Origin of the sequence: Blastopirellula marina (assembly GCF_002967765.1) — a bacterium.
In the GTDB taxonomy this organism is placed as follows: domain Bacteria; phylum Planctomycetota; class Planctomycetia; order Pirellulales; family Pirellulaceae; genus Bremerella; species Bremerella marina_A.
This window is the reverse complement of sequence record NZ_PUHY01000012.1, coordinates 591,211-605,173: the sequence shown is the minus strand read 5'-3', so window position 1 is coordinate 605,173 and position 13,963 is coordinate 591,211. Positions and strand designations below refer to the sequence as shown.

The following is a 13,963-nucleotide window of genomic DNA, read 5'->3' as shown; positions in this document are numbered from 1 at the left end:
AGCTCAGCTTAGAAAGCAGGAGCCTCTTTCGCGTCGAACTCATTGGCGTTCTGAGCGGCGGCTCCAGCGCCAATGGCTTTGATCACGCCTTCCTGGATCAGGAAGCGAGCCTGGGTTTCCAAGCCATTCACTTCGCTCGTTACCAGGATCTGATCGTTGCCAGCCGTCAATGCTTCGACAGCGGCGTTGATCGCAGCCGGATTCTTATCATCGTATTTCTGAGCAAGCTTCAGAATTGGCAACAATGCGATGCTCACCTTGCCCAAGTTGACTTTGGTATCGGTACCAGCAATCGAGTCGTCGATGGCCTTTTTCAAGCGTGTCATCGAATCGCTTCCGAATGCGAAATAAACGCTCTTTTCACCGACACCCAGAATGAATGCAGGCTTGTCGCCCAGGATTTCCTTGGCTTGTGGCGGCGCATCGTCTGTGGGGATTTCCATGACGTGCATACGGATCGCCTGGTAGGTTTCGGCATCCCACTTCACGGCCGGGAAGTCTGGTTCCGATTCCAGCAACTTAACAAGTTCTTTGAACCCATCCTCAACACGGCTACCGTCAGCGACATGCATGCCGATCAGGGCAACAGCTTGTCCACCGTCGAGATCGACCATCATGCCGGTATCCATGCTACCGGTGCGAACCGTTTGAACGACTGTGTCGATCATCAAGTCAACGACCTTCTTTGCCGATTCCAGTTCGTCACCCTGCAGTTTGCCTTCGGTTTCCAGTTGACGGATCGCTTGGTCGCGAATGTCGTTGATCTGGGTTGCCAACTTTTCGGCTTGTTCTTCTGGGGTCTTGGAGGTTGCCTGAGCGTTAAAAGCAGCTCCCTTCTTCGTGAAACCACTGAACTCGGTGGTCAGGTCTGCGTTCATTGCCAACTGTTCAGCAAATTGGCTTCCTTCGACGACCGTGTATTTGACGTCGAGGTAGGTTCCTTGCTGCGAAGCGTCGACATTCCATCCGATCGTCAGGTCCGAAACCTCAGTGAAAATGCGGCTGATTTCGCTCAGTTGAGCATTGATCTGTTCCTTACGAGCGGCGAATTCTTCGTCAGTTTCGTCTGGTTCTTGCTCGAGCGATAACTCAACGCCAGCTTTCATCTGCGAGACGATGACGTTCTGATAGATTTCCGGCACGTTGCCAGGGTAGGCCTGGATGGCGAAATCGTATTCCGTTGGCAGCGTCTTCAGCAAGGCAGCTGGATCGGCTGGCACGTTGGACAGTTTATCCATGTCCATCGCGACGAATGCCCAGTCGCCCGACTTCTTGACGAAGACTGGCATCGGCGTAGGAAGCATCTTGACGTCGTTACCCATGTCTTGAGGAGGACCGAACTGTTCCTTAATGATCAGCAACAGCGAGTCCATGTCGGTGACGGGGATGAAAGCGGTCGGAGCGAACTCTTGACCATCGGTCATCACCACGACACCAATTGGGCGAGTCTTATCGATGCCTTGGGTGAATGGTGCGCTCATGATCGCAGCCATGCGGCCGAAATCACTTTGGTTCGCGGCGTCAGCCAAGTACTGGGTGTCGGCGAGAATTTTCTTAACCGGCGAAATCGAAATAACCGCTACCGGTTTCATCTCGGCTTCTTGAGCTTGAAGCATCGCCAGCGGCATGGCGACGAGCATCATGCTGGCGAGTACGAGCCGACCCAAGACAAGGCGACTCTTTTGAATCAACGTGTTCACTGCATCCGTCTCCTGAGAGGTTTTGATTCTTGGATTGGTGATCCCATCCAACCTGGAACTATACCTGACGGTTGGCTGCCCGATTGGGGGACGATTCTTAAAATGTACCGCAGACTGAGGCGCCGTTGAAGCCAAGGGGCTGAAGCCAAGCAGTGGGTGGGAATCGCTGGACCGGCGCGCATAGCCACACCAGACCTACCCGCGAAATGGCGGGAAGGTTTCAAATAACCAGGGAAAAAACGCGCTTGGACAGATATCCGAGATGCAAAATCCCTTTTAACAAGGACACATCTTTTACCAATCCAGAATGGTTGCACGCACGAAGGAGCACGAAGAGATCGAGCGCGCAGTACCAGGATCTTGTGTCGAAAGTGTCCCCGTGGTCTCTGACAACGCAACCTTACATCAGGTTTCACGTAACGGTGGGACAAGCGAGAGAGCAGAAGGACTCTCGCGGCGCCAGCTTTAGCGCTCTCGGAAGACGATTCGTCCCTTGGTCATATCGTAGGGAGACAGTTCCACTCGGACCCGATCGCCTGGAACGATACGGATAAAGTGCTTACGCATTTTACCGGCCACGTGGGCCATCACCGTCGGACCAACGTCCAACTGCACGCGGAATCGCGTGTTGGCCAGTGCTTGAGTCACTGTGCCTTCGACTTCGAGAGCCTCTTCTTTCTTAGACATAACACTCCTAAGGATTTTAACTTAGTAAACAGTTGTCGGGGACAATCATAATTATCCCAGCTTTAGTATATCGATAAGCTACCTAAACGCAAACGCAGATTGCATGCCGAAAAGGGTTCGAATAGGGAGAAAGTCTGTCGCTATTAGGGGGTGGTCCCTTCCTTTTCCGCCGGGGCATAGTCGTACATGCGGTAAGTCTTGGACCGCTTGGCCCCGCCTCGCTCGAGCGAGGCACGTGAAAGATGGTTGCTTTCCAGGACCCAAGAGAATTCGACTTCTTCGACGCCCCATGCACGTAAATCAGCAACCAAACGCTCCAAAATAACGAGCCCGATGCCCCACCGTTGGTATTCTGGCACCACATTGGTCGAAATGAGACGCATATTCTTGATGGCTTTTTTGTTCCACAATAGGCGGAAAAAGCCGAACGGAAACAGGCGACCGTCAATCTGCTTGATTCGCGGGTTATAGTCGAGCATCCCAAACATCGATCCGATGACCTCGCCGTCGACTTCGCACACGGATGTCAACTCGGGGACGAGTAGATGTTTCAGATCGGCCGCCATTTTGTCGACTTCGGACTTATCGATCGGTACAAAACCCCAGGTCCCGACCAGCGATCGGTTGTAGATATCGAGGAATGTGTAGACATCTTCCTTAAATCGTCGACGGTCCATTCTTCGCAGTTTCAGATTGAACCGTTTCTTCGCCTCGTCAACGATGAATTGCAACTTAGGGTCGAGCCCCTCCAGCATGTTCAAATGCCCCCAGAACGCATAAAGGTCCTGAGTTTTCTCGTACCCATAGTCGAGAATCAGCTTCTCGTAATAGGGCGGATTGTAGGTCATCATGAACGCTGGCGAGCTATCGAATCCTTCGACTAATGTTCCGACTTCGTGATTTAAAGAAGGGTTCGCTGGTCCGCGCATCTTGTGGATGCCTTGCTCGGCAAACCAAGCTTTGACCGCATCGAACAGAGCACCGCTGACTTCCGTATCGTCTACCGACTCGAAGAAGCCCCAAAAGCCACGTTTTTCATCGTAACGTTCGATATGGCCAACATTTAAGATGGCGGCAATTCGGCCGACGACTTTCCCATCACGCCGCGCCAAAAAGCATTGAACCTTATTCCGGGTATAGAACGGATGGTGAGCGAAGTTAACCAGTTCTTTGAGGTTTTGACGTAACGGCGGAATCCAAAGGGGATCTTCTCGGTATAAAGTCCATGCAAAGTCTATGAATTCGTTTTGTTGGCGTTTCGTGGCAACTGGTTCAATGCTGATCGAGGACATCCGTCTCCGCTTTTCTGGAGAGTGCCGGCGTATGCTAGCACCATTCCTTCACATATAAGGTAAAATTTTAGGCTGTGCCCGATTTCGGAACTTTACGTCGCGCAATATTCGACAACAATACCGGCAACTTTCCTACCCCATAAAAGCATTCAAGTTGACAACGCGTTACAATGGCCGCAATTTCGGGTGGTTTGTAGTATTTCGTGAAAAATATAAAAAATGTGCCAATAATGGGATGCTAATATCGTGGAAAGACAATATTCTTGGTTCGTTTTAAGCGAAAGATCGAGTCAAGAATCGTCTTGAGATTCCGTCCCAACTAGTTGCTATTTCGGAATCGACCCGATTAAATCAGTATAAACTGGAAATGAGGTCGGTCATGTTCGCATGACCGGCATCGGCCCCACAGGCTCTGCCCCGTCTGTGGGGTTTTTTTTGGACTCACTCTTCCCGGGGTCGCACAACGGCGGTAACGGAATCGCCCTCGGACAGAGAGGACTCCGGTGAAACTAGTAGATGGTCCCCTGGTGCTACGCCTTGGAGAACCTCGACATTCAAATCGTTCATCAGACCCAGTTTCAATTCTCTACGTTGCAACCGTCCGCCCGATTCAACATATGCTTGCCAATTTCCAGCCAAATCACGGAATATCGCCGAACGGGGAATGACCAAAGCGCTAGCTTTCTCCTCAGTGTAGATCCTGACTTGAACACGATATTCCACTCCGAGCCCATGTTGTTCCAGCACTTCGCGAATTTTGTCAGAGTCAAACCGTAAGATTACCAGGACACGCTGCTGCTCCACCCCCAGCGAGCTCACTTTCGTGAACCCGGTTGGATAGACTCGATCTACCGTCAGCACGATCCCCTCCCCTGCCTTTCTGCCAAGCGAAGGACCGTAGATTTCTGCACGGTTGCCTGGCTTTATCCGTGTTGCATCTTGGCTGAGGATTTCGGCTTCAACCTCCAACTGGTCCAACTGACCGATTTCTAAGAGTAACGTTCCAGCAGCTGCTTGTTGTTCGCTGGTTAGTTCCTTGTTGAGTACGATGCCATTGACTGGGCTGGTCATTTTTGACCGAGCGAGTCGAAGTTCGGCGGTTCGTAGGCGTGCTTCAGCTTCTGCTTTCTCTTGCTGCAGTACGGCGACCGATAAGTCTTTGCGATCGATGTATTGGCTTACCATGCTTGGCAACAGTTTCGTCGCCGCATCGATCGATAGGATCGCTTGATAGGTGAGCGCATCGGTTTGAAACTCGGTTTCGTTTTCGACTTTTTGCAGTTGAGCGCGGTCGAGGTCATCTTCCGTTTTCGCTCCCTGCGGGATGAGTTTTCGTACACGTTCTAAGAAGGTCGTCGCATATTCAAAACGCGAACGGCTGGCGGTCATCTGTGTCTTGGCGGCTTCGACCGTGTTGACCATCGACTGGACAAAATACTCCGCTTGTTGTTTCGTGGTGTTCTCGACAGTTTTGTCGGCCGATTCGCGAATTGAAGCGGTCAATCGCTCGACGGCCGCTTTCGCTTCGGCATGCTCCGCTTCGACATCTTCCTGCACGATCTGGGCGACCAGTTGACCAGCTTTGACTTGGTCTCCTTCTTCCAAGGTGATCTCACCAATCCGAGCGGCGAACGGCATCGATATCTTGTAGATGCGAGGAAGTCGCGTCTTCCCTTGTTCGTCCACATATTCTTGAATGGGTCTTTCGGTGGCAGTAACGACGTCGACTTGAGGGCCGCCGTCGCGCAGAAGGAAATAGAGCAGTCCTCCGACAAGCACGATGGCGACACCGATGGCAATGGTTTTGAACATGACAAAAATTTTCCTGGAACGTGGAACTATTCACGCACCTTTAACGAGTCGAGCCAATTCATGCGATGGATCTGCCACTGAACCACGGCGTGAGCCAACAGCGTGAACGAGAGAGCTGTGACGACCGCCGAAATCCATATCCATGGCGCTGTGACAACGGGAAATCGAACCAAGTCCTGATCGATCATTTGAACCATTAAATGAATCAGGAAGTAACCAACTGGCAGACCAAGGACGGCACCTACACTATTGATGACGAGGCTTTCTCGCAAAAAAAGCATGCCAATTTCCCACCGCGTGTACCCCATGGCGCCCATTGTGGCAACCTCGCGCTGCCTCTCGGAAAGATTCACCAACGAAGCATTGAGGACGTTACCGAAGAAGATCGTGCCAGCGAATACCACGATGATCGCGATTGAAATGTTCTGATTTTGAATAATCGTTTCGCGCATGTTCTTTATCAATTCTAAACGCGAACTGATAGCCTCCATGGCGGGCATTTGTTTGAGGGAGAGGTAAAGCTCTCGCTGCGCGTCCTCAGTCTGATTAATCTTGAGCTGCGCACCACTCATCGCGAACGACTCGCCTCGAATGCGGCAGAGATACTGCATGTCGGAATAAACACTCAAGCCGAACTGACTATCGCTAATCGCCGCTAACGGAACGTGCAGTGGTTCGCGGCGACCCGACTTAGGTCGCACTTCAAGCATGTCCCCTACGCTGATATGGAGGTGATCTGCCAGGCGACGTTCCATCACCAGGCCAACACTAGGAATCGAGATTCGGCGATTCTGTTTATCGGTCGGAACGGTTAGTTGGGCGTCACCTAGAATTCCGTTAATCGCGCCTTGGCGCTTGTAAGGGCCGTTCACAAAATCGCAAGCCAGATTGAACTGGGGCTCTACCAGATCGACGCCAGGCAAGTGAGAAAGATCGTACCAGGCCTGGCGGTCGAGAGCATCCTTGAACGTTAACTCGATATCGCTACGATTGCGGCGTTCAAATTCGTCTCGAATGAAGTATTCCGTCGCTTCCATCATCATCAAACCGCTTACCAGAATCCCGGCTCCGACGGTTCCTGCGAACAGCGCGATTGCCGTTCGAGAGCGATGGCGGATCATCGAACGAATCGCAACTCGCCAGCCCGGCGACAGTTGATCCCAGACCAGTGTGATACGCTCCAACAGAACGCGGCCTCCTTTCGCCGGAGGCTCTGGTCGCATCGCTTCGGCCGGTTGCAAGAGTAACATCTGCCGCGCACCATAAACGCTGCCTAGCATCGCGCATACAATACTGACGCTCCAGCCAATCAAGTGTGTCTGGACGAAAAGATCGTTTCGTAGATCTGGGAATTGAAAGAACTGTTGGTATTGGGTCAACATGCCCCAGGTCAGCAGCATTCCAAGTCCACTCGCAAAAATGCCAGCGACCAGACCGACTACCGCGCCGAATTTGAGAAAATGCCAGAAGATAGTCGCGTCGCTATAGCCAATGGCTTTGAGCGTACCGATCGTTGTTCGTTGTTGTCGAGCCAAACGCGTCATTAGCACATTAAGGATCAATGCCGCCACTACCAAAAACATGGCTGGCAGAACGGTCGCCATGTTGCTGAGCTGATTGATTTCGTTGCTGACGAAGTAGTTTGAAGTGAAATCCTTTAGCAAAGTCGAGCTGATAAAGCCGGACGATTCCAAACGACGTTCCACCAAGTCGAGTACCGCTTGGCGATCCCCTTCCATTCCAGGTGTGAAATGTCCAACGACTTGGTTCGCTGCCCCTTCAAAGTCGAACAGTTCTTCCATTTGTCTTCGCGGCAGATAAAAGACGCCGAAGTTTTCCGGATCAGGCGTTAAGCTTCCCGGTCCAATTAAATAGGTGAATTCTGCGCTGATCGCCGTTCCCACGATCAAGAATTCTTCGCGGCGATTGTTTAGTAGGAGATGCAGTTTCTGCCCAGGGTACAATCGATTTGCTTCGGCAAATTTATCGTTGATGATTACTTCCGGTTCACCTCGATCGGAGAAGTAGTCGCCACGAATCAATACAATGTCATTGGTCACCGGCTGACGCAGATCAGGCATCGAGATGACCATACCGTTCAAAGGTCGGACGCGTTGCTGGACATCGACGGTGACTGGGAATTGAATTCGATCCCGCCAATTTCGAATCCCAGGGATGTCGTGGAGGACGTCGAGCTCGGCAAGGGGCGCCTTCTTCAGGTCAATCCAAAAATCGGCCATGCGGCATTCGCGATAATACCTATCTTTGGCGGCCTGCATGTTGTAGAAGGTCGATTGCATACCGACAAGCAAACCGGTGCCGAGCATCATGATACTGATGATGGCGATCAACAAACCGCGCGCCGCGCTGAGATCGCGCAGTAGTTTCCGGTTGAGAATGCTCACCAGACGACCTCCGCTGGAGGCTTGGGATGGGCGTTCTCTTGCACACTGACAATCTCACCGCTTCGCAGATGGATCACACGATGGGCGACATCGGCCAATGCGGTATTGTGCGTGATGATAAGAATGGTCGTACCGAGATCTCGGTTGAATTCCAGGAGCAGTTCCAGCGCGCTGATGCCGGTTGTAAAGTCCAAAGCACCAGTTGGTTCATCGCACAACAGGAGCTTCGGGTTCTTAACCACGGCCCGGGCGATCGCGACGCGTTGTTGTTCGCCTCCGGAAAGTTGCGACGGGAAATGATCCATCCGCTCGGCCAGACCAACTTTGGCGAGCATTTCTTCCGAGTCGAGCGGCTTATCGGCTAGTTGCGCCGCGGCCAGAACATTCTCTAACGCGGTGAGATTGGGGACGAGGTTATAGAATTGAAAAACGAAGCCGACGTGCTTGCGGCGATATCGTGTGAGCTGATTCGACGAGTACTTGGCCAGATCGCTCCCCTCAAATTCAATTTGTCCCGCCGTCGGTTGATCGAGTCCACCGATCAGGTTCAAGATGGTCGATTTGCCGGAGCCACTCGGACCAACCATCGCCAAGACTTCACCATCGTAGATATTGAACGAAAGGTCGTGGAGCACTTCCACTTTGACCTCTCCCATCGTGAACGTACGATTGACATCGCGAACCTGAAGCACAGGGCTCCTGGGTAGGTCACTCTCGTCGGACAGTTCCTCGTCGTTCATTCCACCAAGTGGGGCTGGAGGAGGCGGTGCAATTGTTACAACCCGTGCGTGTCAATTCGCGGTTGCGGTGGTAACTCGTAAGAAGCATACCTCATGGGTATGAAATCTATGATAGTCGATTTTTGGGGTGTTATCCCCTGGAGTTGAAATTTCCTGGGCGGTTACCTAACAGATGAAGACCTCCTGCGAATACCTTTAAAAACAAACATGCGGAGTTGAATTTTTGAATAGCGAAGATCAGGACGAACAAACAACTGCCGCGGCGACCGAAACCAATCGCATCCCACCGTTTACCTTGATGATGTTGCTGGCTTGGGTGGCAATCTGTGCGGTACTTTTCGAGTTTTGGCGGCAGACGGGGCTCATGGGGCGCGAAGTGTTATGGCAATCCTTGATGGGAATGCAGCTTGCGACGTGGAGTGCTGGTTTGAGCGGTTTGGGGCTACGGGCGTGGTGGTGGCAACAAGGTCGAAGAATCCCGTGGCAGCCGGGGCACTGGCTGCTGTGTTTGGTGGGCTTTGTCGGACTTGTGCCAATCTTAACAAAGCTATTGCAGTTGTTCTTTTGGCAGGTCGATCCACTCCCCGCATCGACGGGACTTTGGCTTCAAGAGAACGTTCGCTTGATTCTTTCGGTTGCCTCGATACTGGCAATGTGGGGCGTGGTGTGGTTCGCTTCCTTGCCGCGCGTTTGGGCCATTGTTGTCCTCCCGGAAGCGATTACTCGTTCGTTCTCGCTCGGGATGCAGATTTACGTCGTGTTTAACGGGACGAGTCAATTCCCATTCGGAAGCGACGTGACGATGGCTTTAACGTGGATATTAGGGGTCATCGCTCTCGCTGGGCCCCTGCTTATCCTTATCGTCCCTTTGTGGGATGCATTCATCAGCAAGCAAGAGCGCGATTGGATGCACTGGACAGGTGTCGCAGCTTGGGGGCTTCTAATCTTACAGCCGTACTTGATGACGATTGTGTGGTTGACTTCAAGACAGTGAAATGCGTTTCCCTTGGGAACTGTCACTTCCATCAATTGTTTCGACGAACGAGATACCGAAACAGCGGAGTACGTAATCGAATGAGTACAGAACGGCTGCGAGGTAGCCTTGCAGTGCGAGAATGACCGGCATAGCGAAAACTAAGCTTGGCGTTGGCACCATACAAAACAGTATCACGGAACTGACCGGCGATGTGTGGTTTCCCTCGAACTTAACGCCGAGGTTCCACACCATGCAGCTTTCGGACGAAGAAGTCTCGCGTTCTTCTCATGCCGTAGCTGCCGCTACCGATTCCGTGGCCAGCACCCGGCACGATGAGCAGGTCGAAATCTTTGTTGGCTTTGACGAGGGCATTGACAACTTGCATGGTGCTTGCTGGGTCGACATTCGTATCGAGTTCGCCGACGATTAGGAACAAATCACCTTCCAGCTTATCAGCGTTGGTGACGTTCGACTGCTCTTCGTAATGTTTGTCGATTGGCCAACCCATCCATTGTTCGTTCCACCAGATCTTGTCCATTCGGTTATCGTGGCAGCCGCAATCTGCAACAGCAGCGTCATAGAAGTCACCGTGTGAAAGCATCGCACCCAAAGCGCTTTGCCCGCCTGCCGATCCTCCATAGATACCGACCTTTTCGAGATTCATACTCGGAAACTTCTTAGCCGCTGCCTGCATCCACAAGATGCGATCTGGGAATCCGCTATCGGCCAGGTTCTTCCAGCAAACATCTTGAAAAGCCTTGCTACGATAGTTGGTTCCCATACCGTCGATCTGGACGACGATGAAGCCAAGTTCGGCCATCTCACGACATTGGCTACGCGGAGAAAACTGCTTGGGAACGAAAGCGCCATGCGGCCCCGCATATATGTACTCAATCACCGGATACTTCTTGGCTGGGTCATGATTAGTCGGGAAGTAAATCACACCGTAAATATCGGTTTCACCGTCGCGGGCTTTTGCTGTGAATCGTTCGGTCGGTTTCCAACCCGTTTCGACGAGAGCTGAGTGATCTGCTTTCTCAAGTTCGCAAACGAGCGAGCCATCTTCGACCTTTCGCAGCGTTGTCACTGCAGGCATGTCGACCCGGGAATACTTATCAATCAAGTAGCGGCGATCCGGCGAGTAATCAATGCGATGCGTACCATCTCCTTCAGTGAGCATTGTCAGTCCAGTGCCGTCGAAGTTAACGCGACAATGATGGAGGTAGTAGGGATCTTGTCCGGGAATGATCCCGCCGGCTGTAAACCAAATCTGACGATTCTTAAGATCAACTTGTTCGACATCGCGTACAACCCATTCACCGCTTGTGATAGGGTTCTTCACTTCAGTCGACTTCGCATCGATTAAGTACAGATGGTTCCACCCGCTACGTTCCGACATCCAAATTAGTTCGCCGGTATCTTCTAGTTCCTCCAAGTGGACTTTGTTGGTGTAATCGATAAACGTTTTGCTTACTTCGTCGATCAGCGTCCGAACGGTTCCGTCAGGCTGGATCGCCAGCAGACGCATTACCTGATGCCCTCGTTGGTTGAAGAGAAATCGAAACTCGCCGCTATCCTCGGTCCAATGCAAACGAGAAAGGCTCCAAGGGTTCTCGAACAGGCTGTTGTCGACGGGGATCTCTTCCCCTTTTTCTAGATCGAACAATCTGGGGCGATCGATAGCGAGCTTGTCGCCTGGCTTCGCGTAGCTGTAGTCGTGGAGCTTGGGTTGCAATTGATCCTTCGGGGAAGACTCGACCATGTAGATGTGTCGATCGTCCCCTGGAGTAACCTGCATGGCGATCAAGTAGCGTGAATCAGGCGACCAGTAGAACCGATCATTCAGATACTTCTCCTTCGTTCCGTCTTCGGTCAGACGCGTGCTCTCATCGGTATTGGTGTTCCGCACCACTAAGTTGTGATCTTCGATCGAAGCCGTCCATTGGCCATCAGGCGAAGTACGGCCACTGCGACGGGAACCTTGGAAATTGCCACGACCGCGACCTCGGTGAGGAAGATCCCAGACCGTCTTGCCGTCGACGGTCAATCGATTGTCCCCATCAGACGCCTCGTGAATGGCCATTGCCTGGCCTTGTTTATTCATGATCATCCAAACATGTCCCACGAATGTACGATGTTTGTATTCGTCGTTCGCATCCAAATCCTCGTAGAAGCGAGGCCGACCATCACGATCGATCCAAAAGACACGAATTGCATCTGGCGAGCTATTGGCCACGATCAACTCGACCTCACCTCCTTTATCAATCGAAGGATAGGGACGCCGACCGACTTGGTCGTTCGTCGGTGCGTTTTTTGTGCCTTCTGCTTTTGTAAGCTCAGAATTCGCTCGATCGAACTCATAGTTCTGATTGCCGACTCGAAAGAGAACCGATGTTAAGTCGTCGGAAAAAGCAATTGCTTGAAATGGAAGAACCTCGGAATCGATGGGACGCTTCAGCTCTTCTGAAAGCTGCTTGGCGAGCTCGGCATGATCGAACGCGGCCTCGCGTTTGCCTGCTTCGGTGTCGACCAGCACAAACTCGTGTTGGCGCGGCCCAGTGTTCACCCGATACCAGAAGTGATTGTTCTCATGGAACCAATGCGGGACGACGTCGTCGCGGAAAACTTTGCCGCGAGCCGCCTTGGCGACTTCTTCCATGCGCCGGTAATCTTCCGCCGACCCTTGGGCCAGCAGTGACGCGGCCGAAGCAAACAGGAAAAAGGTAGTCAGCAGATAGCGGAAAAAATACATCATTTTCAAGTCTTACTGGCAAAGGAATTGTCTGGGGCAATTCCATCATAAAAGCGAAATCCTCGGGAGCAATCACTTTCGTAGGTTCCCCAAACATAAGTTTCTTGGGTTGTCTTTTTTCTACACGCAAATGTGGAAATAAGCACAAAAGTTTGCCATGCTGGGGGAGCTTATTGCCACTTTGAGGAGGCCGGATGGGAACCATTCACGTGCAAGAAAACTCGTCGATCCAGCTTTCGCTGGTCGATTTGTTTATTTGAGTAAGCTTGGCTTGCCTGGTTTCGATGATTTGGGCCACCGCGTTTCGCAGCGAAGAAATAGATAGTTTCTATGTCATACTATTCATGCCGAAGTCGTTGCGAATCAAGTCCGCGTGGACCTCAACCATTCTTCTTGCGCGTGCGGGCTACTTTCGCGAAAAGCGAAGCGAACTTACACCCGACTATTGGTTGCTATGCGTCAGCGGGTTAGTGTAGGCGATCTACGGCGGATGTTGGCTTGTGGAAAGCGTGCTTGCTTCGGGGTGGCGGTTTGCACGCTGTTCTAAATTCCCGCCTGGATATGGGCAGAGGGTGACTTGATGGAATACAGATTTTAATTCTGCTTCAGGATGCCAATCATGGATGAAGTTAAACAATCAGACGGTCGGATCCGCATTTCCCTAATCGACTTGTTCGTATGGATGAGCTGTACTGGCCTATTCTGCGCGGTCAGTCAAAATTCATTTCAGCTGATCTGGCAGAACAACTTTACAGCGATACTGCTGCTGATTCCTGTGCTGCTTGCCTATCCAGTCGGATTAACGGCGTTGTTTCTCTTTGGCATGCGAAGACTTCGTCGCAAGCCGACCATTTTTCAGCCCGGGCATTGGCTGCTTTGCCTTCAAGGTGTGGCGGGAATTCTCTACATCGTTTCGACGTTGAAATCGTTAGTGATTGATTCCGGTTATTTCGTCGCGTTTCCACCAGAGAACACAAGTTGGCAGTTTTATATTCCGTTGATAGAACAATTTGTCGTCATGATCGCGATCGTCGTTACGGGTTGTTTGCTGCCGGTGCGCATGATCTGGCGTAGCTACCTCGTTGCCATTTGCTTCTTGTATGGTGTTACCATCCTGCAGTTGGTTTTGCTGCTGAGCGACTCAAACTTCATGCTCGTTGACTTCGATTGGTTCACGACGGCATACCTGGCAGGCATTCTATTCACATTCTTTCTTCTCATTGGCCTAGCGGTCTACGACAAACTGACTACCGACGAGCGTCGAGACTTGCTGCACTGGCTAGGCGTTGTCGTGACCGCTCAGTTCTATATTCCCTCCTTCATATTCCTGGGGATGAATCATTTTGGATTCGTTTGACAACAGCGATAACGATAAATTCGTGAACTTGAACACAGCCGGAGTACGAGTGTTGATTGCTCTTGAAGAACGATAGATCATCCATGAGACCAGAGATAGAAACCAAGCCAACAAATCGGTTAGGCTTCGGTAGAGCTACCGATCGGGGAATGTCGAATTGCGCTTCTTCGACCAGTAAAGGGGCTGAGATGCGAAACATCGTTTGGCACATCCTCGACCGTAGAACTTGGCGTTTCAAACGG

The 13,963-nt window shown here is 51.8% G+C and carries 9 protein-coding genes; 2 read left to right on the top strand and 7 right to left on the bottom strand.

Annotated elements, in window-relative coordinates; genetic code table 11:
- Positions 1-8: 8 nt before the first annotated feature.
- From C5Y83_RS18885 to C5Y83_RS18860, 6 genes are all read right to left on the bottom strand, one after another.
- Complete coding sequence (locus C5Y83_RS18885) at positions 9-1,700, bottom strand: hypothetical protein (RefSeq protein WP_105331309.1); 1,692 nt, start codon at positions 1,698-1,700, stop codon at positions 9-11.
- Between the two features lie 465 nt (positions 1,701-2,165).
- On the bottom strand, positions 2,166-2,387 hold the full coding sequence (gene infA, locus C5Y83_RS18880) for a translation initiation factor IF-1 (RefSeq protein WP_105331308.1): 222 nt from the start codon (positions 2,385-2,387) through the stop codon (positions 2,166-2,168).
- A 143-nt stretch (positions 2,388-2,530) separates the two neighbouring features.
- Positions 2,531-3,679: a GNAT family N-acetyltransferase gene (locus C5Y83_RS18875; protein WP_105331307.1), complete on the bottom strand. Its 1,149-nt coding sequence runs from the start codon at positions 3,677-3,679 to the stop codon at positions 2,531-2,533.
- A 441-nt stretch (positions 3,680-4,120) separates the two neighbouring features.
- A complete protein-coding gene (locus tag C5Y83_RS18870; RefSeq protein WP_105331306.1) occupies positions 4,121-5,491 on the bottom strand; it encodes an efflux RND transporter periplasmic adaptor subunit in 1,371 nt (456 codons plus the stop codon).
- Positions 5,492-5,517: 26 nt separating this feature from the next.
- Positions 5,518-7,896 carry an ABC transporter permease gene (locus C5Y83_RS18865; protein ID WP_105331305.1) on the bottom strand — a complete coding sequence of 793 codons (2,379 nt, stop codon included), beginning with the start codon at positions 7,894-7,896 and terminating at the stop codon, positions 5,518-5,520.
- Entirely contained in the window at positions 7,893-8,552 is a 660-nt protein-coding gene (locus tag C5Y83_RS18860; protein WP_409994596.1) for an ABC transporter ATP-binding protein, read from the bottom strand. Before C5Y83_RS18860 ends, C5Y83_RS18865 begins: the two co-directional genes overlap by 4 nt.
- Positions 8,553-8,859: 307 nt before the next feature.
- On the opposite strand from C5Y83_RS18860, the gene C5Y83_RS18855 reads away from it, so the two are divergent.
- On the top strand, positions 8,860-9,630 hold the full coding sequence (locus tag C5Y83_RS18855) for a hypothetical protein (RefSeq protein WP_105331303.1): 771 nt from the start codon (positions 8,860-8,862) through the stop codon (positions 9,628-9,630).
- A 211-nt stretch (positions 9,631-9,841) separates the two neighbouring features.
- On the opposite strand, the gene C5Y83_RS18845 is transcribed toward C5Y83_RS18855, so the two are convergent.
- Positions 9,842-12,367, bottom strand: coding sequence for a prolyl oligopeptidase family serine peptidase (locus C5Y83_RS18845; RefSeq protein WP_146117829.1), 2,526 nt, complete (start codon positions 12,365-12,367; stop codon positions 9,842-9,844).
- A 616-nt stretch (positions 12,368-12,983) separates the two neighbouring features.
- Here C5Y83_RS18845 and C5Y83_RS18840 point away from each other — a divergent pair.
- Complete coding sequence (locus C5Y83_RS18840) at positions 12,984-13,721, top strand: hypothetical protein (RefSeq protein ID WP_146117828.1); 738 nt, start codon at positions 12,984-12,986, stop codon at positions 13,719-13,721.
- The last annotated feature ends 242 nt before the right edge of the window (positions 13,722-13,963 follow it).